The organism is Achromobacter sp. CF-sbj1-Ac2-l (assembly GCF_052698165.1).
In genome coordinates this window covers 3,083,497-3,102,961 of sequence record NZ_CP199855.1, presented here as the reverse complement: position 1 = coordinate 3,102,961, position 19,465 = coordinate 3,083,497, and the positions used below count along the sequence as shown (strand labels likewise).

The following is a 19,465-nucleotide window of genomic DNA, read 5'->3' as shown; positions in this document are numbered from 1 at the left end:
CGGATTGCGGCGAGCTGTTCTAGACCCATGGTGTGCTGCGACTTCAAATGTTGAAAGCGTGGAGCATAACAGTTGTAGCGGGTCAGATTGAAGTTGCGGCCCTCCGGCGGCCGTCGTAAGCTCGTGGCCACCATGGGGATGCACACGCCGGTTACGTTTACAAGCCCGTCCGCCGCCACCCGCCGCGCGGTGGCGTGGCTGGCGGCGGCGTTGCTGGTTTTCCAGTCGCTGGTGGCCTCCGCGGCGTTCGGCGCGCCCGCGCCGGCGGCGTCCGCGGGGGTGTCCGGAAATGGCGCCAGCGTCATCCTCTGCACCGCCAGCGGTCCGCGCGTGGTGGTGTTGGCGGCGGATGCACCGGCCAGCCCGTCCGCGGCCGGCCATGACGCCGGGGCCCTGGGCGGCCCGTTGCCGCACTGCTGCGCATCGACCTGCGCCATGCTGGGCGGGGCTTGCCCGCCCGCGCCAGCCGGCATCGCCTGGCGCCTGCCGGCCGAGCTGCCGGCGTTGCCTTTTGCCATCGACGTCGCGCCGCATCCCCGCGGCGAGCCGCTGTGGCTGCCACAGCAGTCACGGGCCCCGCCGCGCGCGGCCTGATGCCGTTTTCGCGCCGCGCCTGCACGGTTTCGCCCGGCTCGCTCGTCGTTGACACGCACGGGACCCCGGCCCTGGCGCCTGCCTCGCCCCGTCTCGCGCGCCATTCCTTTCGCGACTTTCCCCCGCGCCTGCCGCGCGTCTCTTATTCGCCACGCGGCCCCGCGCCGCCCATTTTCCAGGAGATTCATCATGTTCAAACCCGTTCTGATCGCCGCCACGCTGATCCTGGCCCCGCAATGGGCCTGGGCCCACGCCCACCTGCAGCGCGCTACGCCGGCCGACAAGGCCGAAGTGGCCACGCCGTCCTCGGTGAGCGCCAGCTTTTCCGAAGGGCTGGAGCCCGCGTTTTCCACGCTGACCGTGCTGGATGCCGCCGGCAAGCCCGCCGTCACGGCCAAGGCGGCGCCGGCGCCCGGCGACGACAAGACCCTGGTGCTGCCGGTGGCCCAGCCGCTGCCGGTCGGCGCCTACACGGTCAAATGGCAAGCGCTGTCCAAGGACGGCCACAAGACCGACGGCGCCTGGACCTTCACGGTCAAGCCTTGAGATGACCCCGTTGTTGCTGGCGTTCGCGCTGTGCCGGGCCCTCGCCGCCGGCGCGGTGGCGGTGTTGTTCGGCGCTGGCGCGATGCTGGCCCTGGGCGGTTCGCCCCGCCTCGGGCTGGAGACGGAAGCCGCGCTGCGGCGCGCTTTCCGCCTGGCGGGGATCGTCGGCCTCGTCGCCACGCTGTGCCTGTTGCCGTTGCAGGCCGCCAGCATCGCCGGCGACTGGCACGCGATGTTCGATGAAGACATGCTCGACACCGTCATCCTGCAGACGCGCTACGGGCAGGTCTGGATCGTGCGGGCGCTGGCCGCGGCGGCGCTGCTGGGCGTGGTGCTCGGCTTGCGGCCCGGCAGCCCCAGCCTGATCGCCGGGGTCGCCGCGCTGGCGCTGGCGCCGCTGGCCCTGAGCGGCCATGCGGCGATGCACGAGGGCTGGTTGGGGTTGGCGCACGCGCTGAATGACTTCCTGCACGTGCTGGCGGCGGCGTTCTGGCTGGGATCGCTGCTGGTCTTCCTGCTGTGGCTGGCGGCTTGGCGGCGGCCGGCGTGGCGGCGGGACGCCACGCGGGCGCTGCTGCGGTTTTCGGCCTGGGGGCATGTGGCCGTGGCCGTGCTGCTGTTGAGCGGCGTCGCCAATGCGGTGCTGATTCTCGGCCCCGGGTTGCCCGACCCAGCCTCCGGATACGTGCAGGCGTTGATGGTCAAGGTGGCGCTGGCGCTGGCCATGACGGGCCTGGCGCTGTGCAACCGCTATCGCTGGATCGCGCGCATCCGGACACAACCCGTGGTGGCGTTGCGCGCGATCCGGCGCAACACGCTGTGGGAGCTGGCGCTGGGCGCGTTGGTGGTGGCGGTGGCGGGCCTGCTGGGGCTGACGTCGCCGCACTAGCCTGCGCCCGCCACGTTGGCCGGGCGCGGCGGGCGGTTCAGCCCGCCAGCACCAGCAGCAGCGCCAGGCCCAGCAGGATGGCGAAGGCGCTCAGCGCGAACGGCAGCAGTTGCGCGTAGACCGCGCGCTCCTGTCCGCGGCCGTGGGCCAGGCCGGCGGCGATCGACATGCGGATCGGCGAGAAGAATCCCATCGACGTGCCCGACACGTGCAGCAGCGCGGCCGCCGCCGGCAGGCTCAGGCCGGCGTGCAGCGCCAGCGATAGCTGCGACGGCATGAACAGGCTGTTGGGCGCGTTGCCGCTGTTGGCCAGGATGCCGAAGGCGCCGGCCAGCAGCGGCGTCAGCAGCAGCGTCCAGTCCTGCAGGCTGCGGAACAACCCATCCGCGAAAGCCTGCGAAATGCCGGCGCCGGCCAGCACCTCGGCCATCATCGCGAACAGGAACACGGACAGCACCGCGTGCTTGCCGGTGTTCCAGGCGTGGCGCGCATTACCGGCCAGCAGGCCGGGCTGGCGGCGCAGCAGCGCCATCAGCAGCGCGCCGCCGATCAGCCAGCTCCCGGCGTGCAGGAAAGGCGCCCAGGCGGGCAGGTCGGGATAGGGCGCGATCCTGGCCAGCCGGGCCAGGGCCGGGTTCAGGCCTGGCGTCAGGCGCGTCACCACCAGGCAGGCTATCAGCACGATGTAGGGCAGGGCGCCGCGCGCCGCCGTGCGCAGCTCGGCGCGGCCGGGCCGGCGGTCGAGCACGAAACGCAGCACGATCAGCGGGCCATAGGCCGCCAGCAAGGCGGTCTCGGGCCCCAGCAGCGCCGTGGCCGCCGTCAGCAGCGCCAGGCAGGCCAGCATCCAGCCGGCCTCGCGGGCGCGCTCGTTGGCGGCGGCCGGCAGTCCGGCGCGGTTCGCGGTGCGCCAGAACAATGTCATCCAGACGATCATCAGCAGGGCCACCGGCACCATGCCGACCAGCGCCAGATGGGCTGCCGGCACGCGCGCATAGGCCGAGGCCAGCAGCGTGCCGCTGCCCATGGCGCCCCAGGGGATCAGGGTCTGGCTCAACAGCGCGAACACCATCAGCTCGCGCGGCTTGAAGCCGAGCGGCCGGATCAGCAGCACCGTGCCCAGCATGCCGACGCCGAAGCCGGTGGCCGACTCCGCGAAAGGGCCGATCAGGAAACAGGCGAAGAACAGCAGGCGGCGCCGCGCCAGCGGGTCGGCCGGCGCCAGCGCGTCACGCTGGCCGGGATCGCCGCGCGCGGCCATCTGCCAGAACAGCAGGCCGCCCAGGATGTAGGGAGTGATGATGGCGCCGATCCACAGGCCGCGCGCCAGGGCATGGCCCAGATGGCCCGCGCCGAAGACGCCAGGCGCGCTGAACAGGGCCACCGGTGCGGCCGCCAGCAGGCCCAGCACGGCGGCCAGGGTGGTGTTCAGGCGGCCGCTGGCGATGGCGGCAATGACGATCAGCGCCGGCAGCGACCACAGCAGGTAGGTCAGCATGCCGCCGCGAAGCCGCGCAGGATCGATTGCGCGTGCGGGGTAGGCGCCAGGGCGGCGCGCAGCGCGGCGACGTCATGGCCGTCCGCCGCGAGCAGGCCCTGGCGCCGCGCCAGGCAGGCGTCCATCAGGCCGGCGGTGAATTCGGGGTGGAACTGCACCGACAGCGCGCGCGGGCCGTAACGCAGCACCTGGTGCGGATCGTGCGCCGTGCCGGCCAGCACCGTCGCGGTCGCGGGCGGCCGCAGCACGCTCTGCTCGTGCGTCAGGTGCGCCAGGAAACGGTCGGGCAGGCTCGCCAGCAGCGGATCGGCGGCCGCGGCGGGCAGGCACTGAACCGTATGCAGGCCGATTTCGCGGCCGCGCGGGTGATAGTCGACCACGCCGCCGAACGCGTGCGCCATCAGTTGATGGCCATAGCAGATGCCTAGCAGCGGCAACTGCGCGGCCATGGCGTCGCGCAGCCATTGCGCGGTGCGCTCGCTCCACGGCTCGCGGTCGGTCACCATGGACCAGGAGCCGGTCAGCACCGCGCCGCGCAGCGAGGCGGGGTCGGGCAGCGCGTCGCTGGCGGCGGGATGCAGGACCGCCAGGGGGACGTCGATGCCGTCCAGGGCGGCGGCGACCCAGTCGGCCTGTTCGCCGTGGGTGGCGCGCAGGTCTTCGGGCGGACGGCCCATTTGCAGGATGGCGAGCGGTTTGTGCGGCATGTCGGTGGCGGAATCGGCGCGGGGTCCGGACGGACCCCGCGCCATGATGAGGCCAGCGCGGTCATTCATCAATATGAAAAACCGCCTATCTGCTATGAGCCAGGATGATATCGCCGGGCCGCCTGGCGTCCCGCCACGCCCGGCCTCAGGCGGAGGCGGCTTCCGCCTCGGCGACAGCGGCTTGCGCCGCCGCCACGGCCCGATGCGGCGGACGCGCCAGGCCGAGATGCTGGCGCAGCGTGGCGCCCTCATACTCACTGCGGAACAGGCCGCGGCGGCGCAGCTCCGGCAGCGCCAGTTCGATGAAGTCGTCCAGCCCGCCGGGCAGCCATGGCGACATGATGTTGAAGCCGTCGGCGCCATCTTCCTCGAACCATTGCTGCAACTGATCGGCCACGCTCTGCGGCGTGCCGACCACCTGCTGGTGGCCGCGGGCGCCGGCGATGCGCAGGTACAGCTCGCGGATCGTCAGGTTGTCGCGCCGCGCCAGATCGATCAGCAACTGCTGGCGGCTCTTGCCGCCGTTGGTCTCGGGCAGGTCGGGCAGGGGCCCGTCGACCGGATACCCCGACAGGTCGAAGCCGCCGATCATGTTGGACAGCAACTGCACGCCGACCACCGGATGGATCAGGTCCTGCAGGCTCGCGAACTTGTCCTCGGCCTCGGCCTGGGTGCGGCCGATCACGGGAAAGATGCCGGGCATGATCTTGATATCGTCGGGATCGCGGCCGTACGCCACGGCGCGGCCCTTGATGTCGCGGTAGAACGCCTGGGCTTCGTCGAAGGTCTGGAGGGCCACGAAGATGACCTCGGCGGTGCGCGCCGCCAGGTCGCGGCCGGCGGGCGAGGCGCCGGCCTGCACCACCACCGGCCGGCCCTGCGGCGAACGCGACACGTTCAACGGCCCGCGCACCGAGAAATGCTCGCCGCGATGGCGCAGCGGATGCAGCTTGGCGGGGTCGAAGTACTGGCCGCTGGCCTTGTCGCGCAGGAAGGCGTCGTCCTCCCAACTGTCCCACAACCCCAGCACCACGTCGTGGAATTCGGCGGCGCGGGCGTAGCGGCGGGCGTGTTCCACGTGTTCGTCCAGGTTGAAGTTCTGCGCCTCGCCCTGGCCGCTGGAGGTCACCAGGTTCCAGCCCGAACGGCCGCCGCTGATGTGGTCGAGCGAGGCGAACTTGCGCGCCACGTGGTAGGGCTCGTTGTAGGTGGTGGAGACGGTGGCGATCAGGCCGATCTTCTCGGTCACGGCGGCCAGCGCCGACAGCAGCGTCAGCGGCTCGAAATGGTCGCTGCGCGCGGTGCGCGACAGCGATGGCAGGTCGGTGTTGCGCACGCCGACCGAGTCGGCCAGGAAGATCGCATCGAACTTGGCGGCCTCGGCGCGCCGCGCCAGTTCGACATAGTGGCGGAAATTGACCGGCGCATCGGCCTGGGCCTCGGGATGGCGCCAGGCGGCGATGTGGTGGCCGGTCTGCATCAGGAAGGCGCCGAGCTTGATCTGGCGCGAGGGGCGGGTCATGGGTTTCCCTCCAAAAGGAATGGCGGCCTCGCTCGGGCGGCGGCCGTCGGCAAGTGACGAAACAGCGGTCAGGGCGCGACAAGTGGCGTGGCCGTCGCAGGCATCACCAGGCCATCCGCAGCGAGGCCAGCGACGGCAGCGCCGGCACGCCGCCGGCCGCCTCCGCGCCCAGCGGCGGGCTGTCGTCGGCGGGCGCGCCGTCCGGCTCCAGGAAGTCGGACAGCACGTCGTCGCGCAGGCGGATGAAGCGTGGATCGCTGCGGTTGCGGGCGTGCGCCAACGGCACGTCGACGATGCGGCGGATGCGCCCCGGGCGCGGCTGCATGATCACCACCCGGTCGCCCAGGTAGACCGCTTCCTCGACATCGTGCGTCACCAGGAGCATGGTGATGCGCTCCTTCTGCCAGATGCGCTGCAACTCGGTCTGCAGCCGCGCCCGGGTCAGCGCGTCGAGCGCCCCGAAGGGTTCGTCCAGCAGCAGCACGCGCGGCCGGTTGACCAGGCCGCGCGCGATCGCCACGCGCTGCGCCATGCCGCCCGAGATCTGGTGGGGATACGACTGCTCGAAGCCCTCCAGCCCCACCAGGGCGATGTGCTCGGCCACCCGGTCGCGCTTTTCGTTGTTGGAAATCGCCGCGTTGCGCAGGCCCACGGCGATGTTCTGCGCCACCGTCAGCCACGGGAACAGGCGGTGGTCCTGGAAGACGATGCCGCGTTCCGGCCCGGTGCCGCGCACCGGCTCGCCGCCCAGCGTGATGGCGCCCTCGAAGCTGTCGTCCAGCCCCAGGATCAGGCGCAGCAGGGTGGACTTGCCGCAGCCGCTGGCGCCGACGATGGAAACGAACTGGCCTGCGGGGATGTCCAGGTCCACGCCCGTGAGCACCTGCAGCACGCCGCCCTCGGCCTGGGCGCTGGGATAACGCTTGCCGACCGCCTGCAGCGACAGGTCCAGCGAAGTAGGTTGAGTCATGCCTGAGTTTTCCTGCGGTTATTGGTCCTGCCCGCGCAGGCGCGCGAGCCGCCGTTCGGCCACGCGGGCCAGGGCATTCATGAGCCAGCCGATCACCCCGACCACGAACATGCCGAAGATCACCAGGTCCATCTGGAAATGTTCGCTGCCCTCGATCAGCAGGTTGCCGATGCCGACACCCGCCACCAGCAGGTATTCGGCGCCGATGGTGGCCAGCCAGGAATAGATCAGCGCCAGGTAGACGCCGGTGAAGATGGCCGGCGCGGCGGCCGGCAGCACCACCTGGGCGAAGGTCTGCCAGCGGCTGTAGCCGTAGACCCGCGCCACCTCCAGCAACTTGGGCGGCGCGTTGCGCACGCCATCGCAGGTGTTGACCACCACCGGCACCAGCGCCGCCAGCGACAGGAACACCACCTTGGCGGTGTCGCCCAGCCCGAACCACACCGAGATCAGCGGAATCCAGGCGAACAGCGAGATCTGTTTGAAGGTGTTGAAGCTCGGCCCCACCAGCCGGTTGAACAGCGGCGACAGGCCCAGCAGCACCCCCAGCAGCAGGCCCGAGACCGTGCCGATGGCGAATCCGGTCAGCTCGCGCGCCAGGCTGGCGCCCAGTGCGCGCCACAGCTTGCCGCCGACGATCTGGTCGGCGGCGGTGGCCAGCACCTTGCCGGGCGACACCAGCAGGGCCGAGTTCACCAGGTCGGCGCGCGCCAGCAGCCACCACAGCGCGATGGCGGCCACCGGCAGCACCAGGCCGCGCCACCGACCGCCGCCGCGCACGGCCAGCGGTTGCGCCAGCGCCAGTTCGGCCGCGTCGCGCGAGGCAGGCGTGGGCGCGTTCATGGCCGCACCTGTACGTTGGCGGCGCCGCGGCGGCCGTGGATCAGGCGCGTCTCGGTCCAGTCGAGCAGCCGGTCGATGGCGTAACCGATGGCGCCCACCACGATCACCGCGGCCATCACCAGGTCGAGCTGGAACAGTTGGCGGCCATAGACGATCAGGTAGCCCAGGCCCTCGCTGGAGGCCACCAGCTCGACCACCACCAGCGACAGCCAGGCCTTGGTGAAGCCCAGCCGCAGGCCGGTGAAGAGCGTCGGCAGGGCCAGCGGCACCACCACCTCCAGCACTTCCTGGCGCCGGCTGTAGCCATAGACCCGCGCCACTTCGCGCAGCGTCGGGCTGGCCTGGCGAAAGCCCTGCAAGGTATTGAGCGTGACGGGCACCAGCGCCGCCTTGGCGATCAGGATGTACTTGAGCGGTTCGCCGATGCCGACGATCAGCAGCACGAACGGCAGCCAGGCCAGCACCGGGATCTGCACCAGCGCGTTGAAGGTCGGCAGCACGTAGGCCTCGAGCCGGCGAGACAGGCCCATCGCCGTGCCCAGCAGCAGCCCCAGCAGGCTGCCCAGGGCAAAGCCGACCAGCACCCGTTGCAGGCTGGCGCGGGTGTTCAGCCACAGGTCGCCGCTGGTCGCCAGGTCGCGCAGGGTGTCCCAGACGAAGGCGGGCGGCGGCAGCACCTGCGGCGAGATCCAGCCCTGGCTGGCGCCAGTCTGCCACAGCGTCAGCAGCGCCAGCGGCAGCAGCCAGGGCGCGGCGGTCCAGGCCGCCTGGCGCGCCCAGGCCGGCGCCGGGGCCAGGCGCGGCAGGGCGTGATGAGAAAGAGAGGCCATGGCGCGGTCCCGTCAGCGCGCAGCCTGCGCCGGGCCCGATACCGGCTTGCCGGCGGCGTCGAAGGCGGTCCAGTAGCGCTCCAGCCCCTGGGCCTTGAGCGCATTCTGCAGATAGCGCGGATCGAACCAGCCGTCCAGCGAGACCTCGCGGCGGATCAGCTTGAGCTTGGCGGCGTCGGCCACCACCGCCTTGTAGCGGGCGATGATGAAGTCGTCGATCAGCGGCGAGTTGCGCGAGGCCAGGTCCTGCTTGTCGAACTCGGCCTGCCACGAGGCGTAGGGCACGCCGCTCTTTTCCCAGATCTTGAAGAGGGCGTCGCGGTTCTTCTCGTCGGACGACCACTGCGCGGCGCGCACGAACACGTCCACCACCTTTTGCACCTGGGCGGGATTCTCGCGCTCGAAGTCCTCGCGCACCAGCAGCGAGGCCTGGCGGGTGTAGGCGGGATCCTGGCCCTGGGTGCTGTAGATGACCTTGGCCAGGCCCTGGTCGCGCACCTTGAACCATTCGTAGCCGCCGAAGGCCGCGTCCACGCCGTTGGACACCAGCGCCGCCTGGGCGCTGCCGGCATCCAGGTTGACGCCCTTGATGTCGCGCTCGGCCAGGCCATGCGCGGCCAGCACGTTGATCGCCACCAGGTGGCCGTTGGTGCCGCGGAAGATCGACACCTTGCGGTCCTTCAGGTCCTCGATGGACTTGAGCGGGGAGTTCGGCGGCGTCACCAGGTACAGGTTGTTGCGCGCGCCGCTGACCAGCAGCAGCTTGGTCTTCAGGCCGTTGGCGCGGCCCACCACCTGCGGCAGGTCGCCCTGGTAGGCGAAGTCGATCTGCTTGTTCGACAGCGCCTCGTTGACGGCCGGGCCGGCGCCCTTGAAGAACAGCCACTCGACCTTGACGCCGTCGGCGGCGAAGGCCTGTTCCAGCCACTGGTTGACGCGCACCACGCCGCCCGGCGAGCCGCCCCAGGTGATCGGGTCGCCGCCGCCGGCCGTGGCCACGCCGACGCGGATCACGTCGGCGGCCCGGGCGCTGCCGCCCCACGCCGCCAGGGCCACCAGGCCCAGCGCGGCAACGCGTTTACTCAGGATCGTCAATGACTTCATGGAAAGACTCATTCAGGAAAGGATCGGGCAACCGGCCGGCATCACGCCGCCCGGCGGTCTGGCAAACAGCGGCGGGCGGGATCAGGCGGCCGCGCGCGCGGGCGCGGCGGCGAGCTTGCGCTCGATGGCGGTGCCCTGGAAGAAGGCCGGATTGGCCTCGGTATAGAAGCGGTAGGGGTTGCCGAACACCAGCGCCTTGAAGTCCTGCGCGCTAATCACGCCCTGTTCGACCAGGTCCCAGCTTTCGGCCAGCGGCGCGGTCAGGTCGGGCACGTCCCAGTGGCCGATGTCCGAGGACCAGATGGCGTTGATCTTCACGCCGAGCGGATTGACCTTGTCGTTGAAGGCCGCCGCCACGGTGCGGTCGTCGGATTCCGAGCCGAAGTAGAAGCTGTCGACCCAGCGCTTGCGGATGTCCTCGACCGACTCGATGCCGGCGGCGGCGAAGTCGTCCAGTTCGTCCGGATGCGGGTCGCGGCTGTGCGGCAGGGCCGAGATGCCCAGGCTGTCGCGCAGCAACTGCTGCGGGTCGATGTCGCGGCCCCGGATGAAATCGGCGCCGTAGCGCTGGAACAGCTCGTGCAGCAGCGCCACGTCGGCGTTGGCCGGGTTGTAGTTCTGCACCGCGGCGCGGTTGCGCTTTTCCCAGCGGTCCACCAGGTGGGTGTAGACGTGCGAGCCCCAGTCGGCGCCGCCTTCCAGCAGCGCCACGCGCAGGTTCGGAAAGCGCCGCGTGACGCCGCCGAAGAACAGCGCCTTGGCGAAGGCCTGCGAGCCATCGGCGAAGTGGCCGATGTGGTTGAACATGTAGTTGCTGATGGAATGGCGCCCGGTCCAGCCCTGGCTGCCGTAGTGCGTGGTGACCGGCACGCCCAGCTCGACCACCTTGGCCCAGAACGGGTCGTAGTCGTACTCGCTGTCGATGCCGTAGAAGTCGATGTAGCTGGCGTGTTTCGAGATCTCGGGATGGTCGGCGGCGGGATACTTGCGCGCGATCGCCTTGATCGGCCGCTTCACGCCGCCGGCGATGTTAATGACTTTCAGGCCCAGCGTCTTGACCGCGAACTCCAGTTCCTCGATGCCTTCCTGCGGCGTGTTCAGCGGAATGCCGGCCACCGGCGTCAGGCGGTCGCTGTACTTGCGGTACTGGTCGGCATGGAAGTGGTTGATGGCGCGGTGCAGCGGCTGGCGGAACTCGTCGCCCGCGGCCAGCGGCGCCAGGACGTCATTGGGGAACAGCACGGAGTAGTCCGCGCCTTGCTCGGCCAGGCGCTCGTTGAGCAGCTCGGGTAGGGTGTAGGTGGCCAGGTCCAGCGTGTTGCGCGTGACCCGCGCCCACCAGGGCGAGCGCAGGGTGCGGTTGTCCTGGCGCTCGGCCGGCGTCTGCTGGTACCAGTCCTTGCCGCCGCTCTTGGTGGCGAAGCGCGAGCCCAGCGCCTTGCGCAGCGCATCCACCAGCTTGCCGCCGCCGTAGTGCTGGACATAGTCCTCCAGGACCGGCGCGTAATCGTTGACGTGCACGTCGGTGTCGATCACCGGGAAATCCAGGGTCGCCTTGACGGCGGCGGATCGTGACGCGTGGCTCGGGTGCAAAGGCTGGTTCATGCTGGCGCTCTCCGTGGGTCATGTCGCGAGGCGCAGGGGAAGGTTCCTGCTTGCCCGGCAAACATTACGGGAGCGCCGCGCGGCGACCAACGAAGGATTGGTTGTTTAGTTGTGCGTCATGACCAAATAACCGGCGCACGCTCGACGCGCCGGCTTATAGCCATATAGCGCCAGGTTGGTTCGCCTGGCCGTCGGAGCGCGCCTTCGAGCACCTCAAGCGCTACGCCCAGGCGCTGGAGCGGGCGCGCTTCGACGCGTTCTTCATGGCGGATCACCTGGCGCTGCTGAACATGCCGATCGAGGCGCTCAAGCGCAGCCATACCGCCACTTCGTTCGAGCCGTTCACGCTGCTGTCCGCGTTGAGCCAGGTGACCGAGCGGCTGGGGCTGGTGGCGACCGCGTCGACCACCTTCGATGAACCGTTCCACGTGGCGCGGCGCTTCGCCTCGCTCGACCACCTGAGCCAGGGGCGCGCCGGCTGGAACATCGTGACCACCTCCAATCCCGACGCCGCGCTCAATTTCGGCCGCACCGAACAGCCCGACCATGCCCGGCGTTATGCCCGCGCCCGCGAGTTCTACGACGTGGTCACGGGCCTGTGGGACAGTTGGGCCGACGACGCCTTCATCCGCGACGCCGACAGCGGCATCTATTTCGATCCGGCGCGCCTGCGCACGCTGGATCACCGCGGCGAACACCTGTCGGTGCGCGGACCGCTGCACATCGCGCGGCCGGTGCAGGGCTGGCCGGTGATCGTGCAGGCCGGCGCCTCCGAGCCCGGCCGGCAACTGGCGGCGGAGACCGCCGAGGTGGTATTCGCCGCCTCTGCCACGCTGGAGGACGGGCAACGCTTCTATGCCGACGTCAAGGGCCGCATGGACGCGCTGGGGCGCGACCGCGACCATCTCAAGATCCTGCCCGGCGTGCTGGTGGTGGTGGGCGAGACCGATGACCAGGCGCGGGCCATCCGCGCGCGCCTGGTCAGCCTGGTGCACTACGAAAGCGCGATCGCCTCGCTGTCGGTCGCGCTGGGGTGCGACGCCTCGCGCTTCGATCCGGACGCGCCGCTGCCGCCGTTGCCCGAGACCAACGCCAGCAAGAGCAGCCAGGAACGCGTGCTGCGCCTGGCCGAGCGCGAATCGCTCACGGTGCGTCAACTGGCGCAGCGCCTGGGCGGCTATGGCGGGCTGGCGATGGTCGGCACCGCCGCGCGCATCGCCGACCAGATGCAGGAATGGCTGGAGACCGAGGCATCCGACGGCTTCAACGTCATGTTCCCGTGGCTGCCGGGCGGCCTGGACGCTTTCGTCGGCCAGGTCGTGCCGGAACTGCAGCGGCGCGGCATCTTCCGGCGCGAGTACGAGGGCCGCACCCTGCGCGAGAACCTGGGGCTGCCGCGTCCGGCCAACCGCCATTTCACGCCGTGACGGGCACCGCGGTCAGTGCGTCGGCGCGGGACGGGCCTCGCCCCGGCGCCGCTCCATATAGGTCTTGACCACCAGTGTCAGCAGCGCCATGCAGGCCAGCAGCGCCGCCGCCGTGAAGGCGGCAACGGTCTTGTAGTCATCGTTGAGCTGTTCGATCAGCAGCGGCAGCGTCAGCGTCTTGCCCCGGATGGCGCCGGCCACCACCGACACCGCGCCGAACTCGCCGACCGCGCGCGCATTGGTGATGACCGCGCCGTACAGCAGGCCCCACTTGATGTTGGGCAGTGTCACGCGGCGGAAGATCTGCCAGCCGCTGGCGCCCAGCGTCAGCGCGGCCAGTTCCTCTTCCTGGCCTTGCGCCTGCATCAGCGGAATCAGCAGGCGCGCGACGAACGGCGAGGTCACGAACACCGTCACCATCAGGATGCCGGGCCAGGCGAACATCAGTTGCACGCCGTGGCCGCTGAGGCAGCGGCCGAAGATGCCTTCCAGGCCGTACACCACCAGGTAGCACAGGCCCGCCACCACCGGCGAGGTGGCGTAGGGAATGTCGACCAGCGCCACCAGCAGGCGGCGGCCGCGGAAATCGTAGCGCGTCACGCACCAGGCCAGCAGCACGCCGAACACCAGGTTGACGGGCACGCTGACCACCGCGGCCAGCAAGGTCAGGCTGATGGCGGCGCGCATGTCGCTGGCGCCCAGGTTCTGCAGCAGGGCGTCGAAGCCGCCGGCGATCACCCGGGCGAAGATCAGGGCCAGCGGCAAGGCCAGCAACAGCAGGGCGGCGAGCAGGCCGGCGCCGATCAGCAGGCGGCGCGGCCAGGGGGAAGGGCGCGTCATGGCTCAGATTCCCGGCACGCGCTGCCACGGCAGCAGGCGGCCCTGCAGCACCTGCAGGGCGAACAGCAGCAGCAGGGAGGCCGCCAGCACCACGGTCGCGATGGCGGCGGCGGCGGGGTAGTTGTATTCGGCCAGGCGGCTGAAGATCATCAACGACGTCACCTCGGTCTTGTAGGGAATGTTGCCGGCGATCATGACCACCGCGCCGAATTCGCCCAGGCTGCGGATGAAGGCCTGCGAGCCGCCGGTGAACAGGGCCGGCACCAGCGCCGGCAGCAGGATGCGCCAGGCGGTCTGGCCCGGGCTGGCGCCGAGCGTGCGGGCGGCTTCCTCGTATTCGGCCCCGATGTCGGCCAGCACCGGCTGCACCGAGCGCACCACGAACGGCAGGCTGGTGAAGATCATGGCGATCACCAGGCCCGGGAATGCATACGAAATCTTGATGCCCAGCGGCGCGAACCATTGGCCGACCCAGCCGCCCGGCGCCAGCAGCACCGACAGGGTCAGCCCGGCCACGGCCGTGGGCAGCGCGAATGGCAGGTCGATGGCGGCGTCCAGCAGGGCCCGCCCGGGGAAGCGGTAGCGCACCAGGATCCAGGCCAGCAACAGGCCGATGACCAGCACCACGGCGGTCGAATAGAACGCCGCCAGCAGCGTGACGCGGTAGCTGGCGAGCACGCGCGGGTCGGTGACGGCCTGCCAGTACTGGCCCCAGCTCATCTGGCTGCTGTAGAGCGGCAGGGCCGACAGCGGCAACAGGATCACGAGCGTGATGAACAGGCTGCTGACGCCGAAACTGAGGCCGAAGCCGGGCAGGACGGGATGCTGCCGGAAGAACGTGGACATGCGGACCTGAACGTAAAAACGCCAGCCACCCTCGCGGGCGGCCGGCTGACGAGACGGAAGGCGGGGATCGACGCGGCGCGTCAGCGGCCGGCGCCCAGCAGTTGGTCGAGCACGCCGTTGGCGGCGAAGTGGGTCTTGGTGATCTGGTCCCACGAGCCCAGCACGTCCTGCGGATTGATCAGCCGGATCGACGGAAAGCGGCTGGCCGCGGCCTTGACCGCCTCGGGGTCATGCACCCGGTAGTTGAAATCGGTCAGCAGCTTCTGGATGGCAGGCGAGTACTGGAATTGCAGATAGGCCTCGGCGACCTTGCGCGTGCCTTTCTCGTCGGCGACCTTGTCGACCACCGCCACCGGGAACTCGGCCAGCACGCTGACCGGCGGCACCACCACCTCGAAGCCCTGCGCCTTGAACTCGTCGCCCTTGGCGATGTTGTTGACCTCGGATTCGAAGGTCAGCAGCGCGTCGCCCTGGTTGTTCTGGGCAAACGCCACGGTCGCGCCGCGGCCGCCGGTGGGAAAGCTCTCCACGTTCTTGAGCAGCTTGCCGACGAAGGTGCGGGTCTGCGCGTCGTCGCCCTTGAACTTCTCGTTGGCGTAGAGCCAGGCGCCCAGGTACGAGTAGCGCGCGTTGCCCGAGGTCTTGGGATTCGGGAACACCAGCTTGACGTCGTCGCGCACCAGGTCGTCCCAGGTCTTGATGTTCTTGGGATTGCCCTTGCGCACCAGGAAGGCGATGGTGCTGTAGTAGGGCGAGCTGTTGTTGGCGAACTTCTTCTGCCAGTCGGCGGCCAGCAGCTTGTTCTGCGCCAGGATGTCGACGTCGGGCACCTGGTTGAAGGTCACCACGTCGGCCTTCAGGCCCTGGATGATCGACTGCGCCTGGCGCGAGGTGCCGGCGAACGACTGTTCGATCGTGACGTCCTGCCCGGTCCTGGCCTTCCAGTCGGCCTGGAATTTCGGATTGATGGCGGCGAACAGTTCGCGCGCGATGTCATAGGACGTGTTGAGCAGGGCCTGGGGCGCTTGCTGGGCTTGGGCGGCGCTGGCGGCCAGCGCCGTCAGCGTCAGGGCCGAGGCGAGCAGTCGTTTGAGCAAAGGGCTTCTCCGGATGAAAGACGCTACGCGGGAAACCCGCGGCCGGGGCGAAAGGCCCCGATACCGCATGATGCTTATGCCGGCCGATATTTGGAAATATTCAATTACCTTTAACTCATAGCCGGGCGTTGTAACCGGCGCGCCGCACCCGCGTTTTCCGGCATGTGGTGGTCTTGCGGATCGACCAGGCCTGGCGCGGGCGGCGCCGGTCTCACGGGAACGCCATCAACGCGTCGCTTTCCGCGGGATCGAGCTCGATCAGTTCGACCCGTTCCGGCGCCATCTCCTTGACCAGCCGGATCAGCATGCGGGCGAACTCGCGCGCCTGCTCCGACGGCGCAAAGGCGCTGGGCAACAGGAAGCCGTAGGGCATGGTCAGCCGCGGCTCGAAATCGCGCAGCACGATGCCCGGCACATTGGCCGCCAGGATCGGATCGGCCAGCGCAATGCCGATGCCCAGCGCCGCCAACTGGCAGGCCGACTGGCCGGAGGAAGTTTCCATCACCAGCCGCAACGGCAGCCGGCGCCTGGCCATCAGATCGTCGATGTGCTGACGCAGCAGGGTGAACGGGCGCAGCGCGATGAAAGGCTCGTCCTGGATGTCGTCGGCGGTGACCACCGCCTTGGCCGCCAGCCGATGGCCCTCGGGCATGGCGATCACCAGCCGCACCTGGGCGAAGGTGCGCGAGATGATGCCGGGGAAGTCGATCGGCAGCGCCGCCACGCCCAGGTCGAACTGCTGCCCGGACATCCACAGGCCGACGTCGACCCGCGAGCGCACCTCCAGCGACACCCGCGTATGCGGATGACTGCGGGCAAACTCGGCGATGGCGCGCGGCGTGACGCTGTAGGCGAAGTACGGCTGGGTCAGGATGCGCAGCCAGGCGTCCTGCCTGTCGCGGATCGAATCGGCGATGCGCGAGACCTCTTCGAACCCGGCCAGGATGTGGCGCGTGCCTTCGTAAAAGCGCAGGCATTCCTGCGTCGGGATCAGGCCGCGCCCCTGGCGCAGGAACAGCGGAAAGCCGACTTCCTCCTCCAGTGCCGAGATCAGCCGGCTGATCTGCGGCTGGGTCCGATGCATGCGATGCGCGGCCTCGGTAACGCTGCCGGTCTCGAGCACGGCGCGCAGCGCCTGCAGGCGGTTCAGGCGCATAGGGACAAACCCCGATGGGTCGGACAGGGGGGTGGCGCTAGTTGGATACCGCGCCAGAGGGAAAATCGCCTTGGCTGCGCCAACACATTACAAAAGCGCATGAATCAATACTCCAAACGAAATTGACGCATGAATTCACGCAATCTTAGGATCATCCCACCTTCAATGAAAGAGGCGCGGCGTGAATATCCTCGACAAACCGGTTTCCGTGGGCGGACCCGCGGCACTTTTTCCCGATGACCGCAACGGCATCGAACAGCTCGACTGGAGCAATATCGGCGACGCGTTCCCGATCAAGCAGCGGCGGGCCTACCTGAACAACGCCTCGATCGGAGCGCTGAGCCTGCCGGTGGTGGCGGCGGTGAACCGCTTCATGGAGGACGTGCGCGACAACGGCCGCAACGCCTATCCGGAGTGGTGCCGCTACGCCGAGGAGACCATCAAGGCCCGCATCGGCCGCCTGATCGGCGCCCATCGCGATGAGATCGCCTACGTCAAGAACACCACCGAAGGGCTGGTTAACGTGGCCAACGGCTTTCCCTGGCGCGACGGCGACAACCTGATCCTGCCGGACATCGAATACCCGTCCAACGTCTATTGCTGGATGAAGCTGGCCGCGCGCGGCGTGACCATCCGCTGGGTCAAGAACCGCAACGGCCGCATCCTCGTCGATGACATCCGCAAGCTGATGGACGACCGCACCCGCCTGGTGTCGCTGAGCGCGGTGCAGTTCTCCAACGGCTTTCGCCAGGACCTGGAGGCCACCGCCAACCTGTGCAACGAGCGCGGCGTCTACCTGAACCTGGACGCGATCCAGTGGGCCGGTTCGCTCGAACTGGACGTGGAGAGGTTGGGCGTCCATTTCCTGTCGGTGGGCGGCCACAAGTGGATGCTGGCGCCGATCGGCACCGGCTATTTCTATTGCCGCAAGAGCGTGCTGGGCCTGCTGGATCCGCCCAGCGTGGGCTATCACAGCGTCGACAGCACCGAGGACCACATGCACTACCTGCTGGAGTACCGGGCCAACGCCGGGCGCTTCGAGGAGGCCCTGGCCAACTTCACCGGCATCTGGGGCCTGGACGCCGCGGTGCGCATCCAATTGGCGCTGACGCCGGCCCGGATCGAATCGCATATCCTGGAGCTGACCGATTACGCCAGCGCCGCGCTGCAACGCAAGGGCTACCAGATCGTCAGCTCGCGCGCGCCGGGCGAGGCCTCGGGCAACCTGTCGTTCAAGCACTCGGGCCAGGATGCGCAGGAACTGGCGCTGCGCCTGCGCGAGGCGGGCGTGGATCTGGCGGTGCGCGGCGGCAACCTGCGCATTTCGCCGAGCTACTACAACGATTCCACTGAAATTGACCGCCTGGTCGAGGCGCTGCCGTCCTGAGGGCGCGCCTGGCAAGCGGATAATCCAGAGCAAAAGGGGTACAACATGACGTTCAAGCAGACCTGGCGCCGGATGGCGCAACTGGCGGGCGCGTGCGCGCTGGCGGCCGCCGCCGCGGTCGCGCACGCGGCCGACACGCCCAAGCCCGGCGGCACGCTGCGCTATGGCACGGTGTCGGAAATCGTGTCGCTCGATCCGCACGTCTACGGCGGCAGCGCCTGGAAGGTCCTGATCGAGGCGCTCTACAGCCCGCTGGCGGGCTACGACAAGAGCGGCGCCATCGTGCCGCGCCTGGCGCAAAGCTGGGACCAGCCCGACGCCCGCACGATCGTGTTCCACCTGCGGCCCGACGTGGCGTTCCAGGACGGCACGCCGGTGACCGCCGACGACGTCAAGTTCTCGCTCGACCGCATCCTGGAGCCGGGCACCGGCGCCACGCTGCGCTCGAACCTGCTGGGCGCCACCGTCACCGTGGTGGATCGCGCCACCGTCAAGGTCGAAAAGCCGTCGCCCGACGCCACCATGCTGAGCGTGCTGGCCTTGCCCGAGGCGGCCATCGTGTCGCGCAAGTGGGTCGAGAGCGGCGCCAACCTGAAGCTGTCGGCCAACGGCACCGGCCCGTTCCTCTTGAAGAGCTACGAACCCGCCGTGCGCGCCAGCCTGGTGCGCAACCCGCGCTATTTTGTGGCCGGGCAGCCGTACCTGGACGGCGTTGACTTCCGCATGATCAAAAGCGACGACGCGCGCGTCAACGCGCTGCGCAGCCAGTCGCTGGACATGATCGACTTCGTGCCGTGGAAGGACATCGACGTCCTGCGCCGCAATGCCGGCACCAGGATCGACACCGCCGGCGGCGCCTTCATGAGCGTCTGGTTCAACGCCAGCAAGAAGCCGTTCGATGATGCCCGCGTGCGCCGCGCGGTGTCGTACGCCATCGACCGCGAGGCCGTGTCCAAGGCCGCCTTCTTCGGCTATGGCAAGCCCATCTACGGCGCGCCGACGCCCGAGGATTCGCCGTACTACGACAAGTCGCTGGACGGCACCTACAAGCGCGACACCGCCAAGGCCCGCGCGCTGCTGGCCGAGGCCGGCTACGCCAACGGCGTGGACGCGTCGATGGTGGTGTTCCAGGGCCTGGGCATCTACACCACGATGGCGCAGGTGGTGCAGGCCAACCTGAAAGATGTCGGCATCAACCTGAAGCTGGAGCCGGTCGAATGGGCCACGCTGGTCGAGCGCAAGAACCGCGGCGACTATGACTCGATGATCTACGGCGTGTCGGTCAAGCTGCCCGACCCCGATGCCTACGCCTATTACCTGGGCGGCGACTCCAGCTATTGGGCAAAGCCGATCGGCTACCGCGACCCCGAGCTGGAAAAACTGCTGGCCGAGGGCCGCGCGCTGACCGACACGAAGGCGCGCCAGCCGATCTACCAGCAGGCCGAAAAGCGCATCCTGGAGACCAGTCCCTGGGTGTTCGTGAGCTGGCGCGAACAGGCCCAGGGCTACCTGCGCAAGGTGCACGGCTACACGCAGTTGGGCGGCGCGCTGAGCGAAAGCAGCCCGGGCATTTCGCTACCGACCATGTGGATCAACTGAGGCCG

General features: G+C 69.3%; 18 protein-coding genes. 6 read left to right on the top strand and 12 right to left on the bottom strand.

Annotation, left to right across the window (positions count from 1 at the left end; genetic code table 11):
- The first annotated feature begins 138 nt into the window (after nucleotides 1–138).
- The 3 genes from ACUDCK_RS14185 to copD all read left to right on the top strand — a co-directional run bounded on the left by ACUDCK_RS14185 (nucleotide 139) and on the right by copD (nucleotide 2,029).
- Nucleotides 139–594, top strand: coding sequence for a hypothetical protein (locus ACUDCK_RS14185; protein ID WP_175167783.1), 456 nt, complete (start codon nucleotides 139–141; stop codon nucleotides 592–594).
- Between the two features lie 189 nt (nucleotides 595–783).
- A complete protein-coding gene (gene copC, locus ACUDCK_RS14180) occupies nucleotides 784–1,140 on the top strand; it encodes a copper homeostasis periplasmic binding protein CopC (protein ID WP_175167784.1) in 357 nt (118 codons plus the stop codon).
- 1 nt (nucleotide 1,141) lies between these two features.
- Nucleotides 1,142–2,029, top strand: a complete 888-nt coding sequence (gene copD, locus ACUDCK_RS14175) for a copper homeostasis membrane protein CopD (RefSeq protein ID WP_175167785.1) — start codon at nucleotides 1,142–1,144, stop codon at nucleotides 2,027–2,029.
- 37 nt (nucleotides 2,030–2,066) lie between these two features.
- Here the strand turns inward: copD and ACUDCK_RS14170 are convergent, their stop codons facing one another.
- The 8 genes from ACUDCK_RS14170 to ACUDCK_RS14135 all read right to left on the bottom strand — a co-directional run bounded on the left by ACUDCK_RS14170 (nucleotide 2,067) and on the right by ACUDCK_RS14135 (nucleotide 11,108).
- A complete protein-coding gene (locus ACUDCK_RS14170) occupies nucleotides 2,067–3,527 on the bottom strand; it encodes a hypothetical protein (RefSeq protein WP_217481227.1) in 1,461 nt (486 codons plus the stop codon).
- Entirely contained in the window at nucleotides 3,521–4,234 is a 714-nt protein-coding gene (locus tag ACUDCK_RS14165; protein WP_175167786.1) for a glutamine amidotransferase, read from the bottom strand. The genes ACUDCK_RS14170 and ACUDCK_RS14165 overlap by 7 nt, the downstream gene beginning before the upstream one ends.
- Nucleotides 4,235–4,379: 145 nt before the next feature.
- Nucleotides 4,380–5,756: an LLM class flavin-dependent oxidoreductase gene (locus tag ACUDCK_RS14160; protein ID WP_175167787.1), complete on the bottom strand. Its 1,377-nt coding sequence runs from the start codon at nucleotides 5,754–5,756 to the stop codon at nucleotides 4,380–4,382.
- Between the two features lie 103 nt (nucleotides 5,757–5,859).
- Complete coding sequence (locus ACUDCK_RS14155) at nucleotides 5,860–6,726, bottom strand: ABC transporter ATP-binding protein (protein ID WP_064525120.1); 867 nt, start codon at nucleotides 6,724–6,726, stop codon at nucleotides 5,860–5,862.
- An 18-nt stretch (nucleotides 6,727–6,744) separates the two neighbouring features.
- A complete protein-coding gene (locus tag ACUDCK_RS14150) occupies nucleotides 6,745–7,569 on the bottom strand; it encodes an ABC transporter permease (RefSeq protein WP_116793538.1) in 825 nt (274 codons plus the stop codon).
- Entirely contained in the window at nucleotides 7,566–8,399 is an 834-nt protein-coding gene (locus ACUDCK_RS14145) for an ABC transporter permease (protein WP_240317424.1), read from the bottom strand. Before ACUDCK_RS14145 ends, ACUDCK_RS14150 begins: the two co-directional genes overlap by 4 nt.
- A gap of 12 nt (nucleotides 8,400–8,411) precedes the next feature.
- Nucleotides 8,412–9,503, bottom strand: a complete 1,092-nt coding sequence (locus ACUDCK_RS14140) for an ABC transporter substrate-binding protein (protein ID WP_175167788.1) — start codon at nucleotides 9,501–9,503, stop codon at nucleotides 8,412–8,414.
- A gap of 81 nt (nucleotides 9,504–9,584) precedes the next feature.
- Nucleotides 9,585–11,108 (bottom strand): amidohydrolase family protein, encoded by a 1,524-nt coding sequence (locus tag ACUDCK_RS14135; RefSeq protein WP_175167789.1) that lies wholly within the window; start codon nucleotides 11,106–11,108, stop codon nucleotides 9,585–9,587.
- A 164-nt stretch (nucleotides 11,109–11,272) separates the two neighbouring features.
- On the opposite strand from ACUDCK_RS14135, the gene ACUDCK_RS14130 reads away from it, so the two are divergent.
- Entirely contained in the window at nucleotides 11,273–12,535 is a 1,263-nt protein-coding gene (locus tag ACUDCK_RS14130; RefSeq protein WP_175167876.1) for an LLM class flavin-dependent oxidoreductase, read from the top strand.
- 12 nt (nucleotides 12,536–12,547) lie between these two features.
- Here the strand turns inward: ACUDCK_RS14130 and cysW are convergent, their stop codons facing one another.
- From cysW to ACUDCK_RS14110, 4 genes are all read right to left on the bottom strand, one after another.
- Nucleotides 12,548–13,375 carry a sulfate ABC transporter permease subunit CysW gene (gene cysW, locus ACUDCK_RS14125; RefSeq protein ID WP_175167790.1) on the bottom strand — a complete coding sequence of 276 codons (828 nt, stop codon included), beginning with the start codon at nucleotides 13,373–13,375 and terminating at the stop codon, nucleotides 12,548–12,550.
- Nucleotides 13,376–13,378: 3 nt separating this feature from the next.
- A complete protein-coding gene (gene cysT / locus ACUDCK_RS14120; RefSeq protein WP_054430478.1) occupies nucleotides 13,379–14,221 on the bottom strand; it encodes a sulfate ABC transporter permease subunit CysT in 843 nt (280 codons plus the stop codon).
- Between the two features lie 80 nt (nucleotides 14,222–14,301).
- Nucleotides 14,302–15,318 (bottom strand): thiosulfate ABC transporter substrate-binding protein CysP, encoded by a 1,017-nt coding sequence (cysP, locus tag ACUDCK_RS14115; protein ID WP_175167791.1) that lies wholly within the window; start codon nucleotides 15,316–15,318, stop codon nucleotides 14,302–14,304.
- A gap of 211 nt (nucleotides 15,319–15,529) precedes the next feature.
- A complete protein-coding gene (locus ACUDCK_RS14110; protein WP_054502460.1) occupies nucleotides 15,530–16,474 on the bottom strand; it encodes a LysR family transcriptional regulator in 945 nt (314 codons plus the stop codon).
- 181 nt (nucleotides 16,475–16,655) lie between these two features.
- On the opposite strand from ACUDCK_RS14110, the gene ACUDCK_RS14105 reads away from it, so the two are divergent.
- Together ACUDCK_RS14105 and ACUDCK_RS14100 are read left to right on the top strand one after the other, a co-directional pair.
- Nucleotides 16,656–17,861 carry an aminotransferase class V-fold PLP-dependent enzyme gene (locus ACUDCK_RS14105; RefSeq protein WP_054502461.1) on the top strand — a complete coding sequence of 402 codons (1,206 nt, stop codon included), beginning with the start codon at nucleotides 16,656–16,658 and terminating at the stop codon, nucleotides 17,859–17,861.
- A gap of 45 nt (nucleotides 17,862–17,906) precedes the next feature.
- Nucleotides 17,907–19,460, top strand: a complete 1,554-nt coding sequence (locus tag ACUDCK_RS14100) for an ABC transporter substrate-binding protein (protein WP_054502462.1) — start codon at nucleotides 17,907–17,909, stop codon at nucleotides 19,458–19,460.
- The last annotated feature ends 5 nt before the right edge of the window (nucleotides 19,461–19,465 follow it).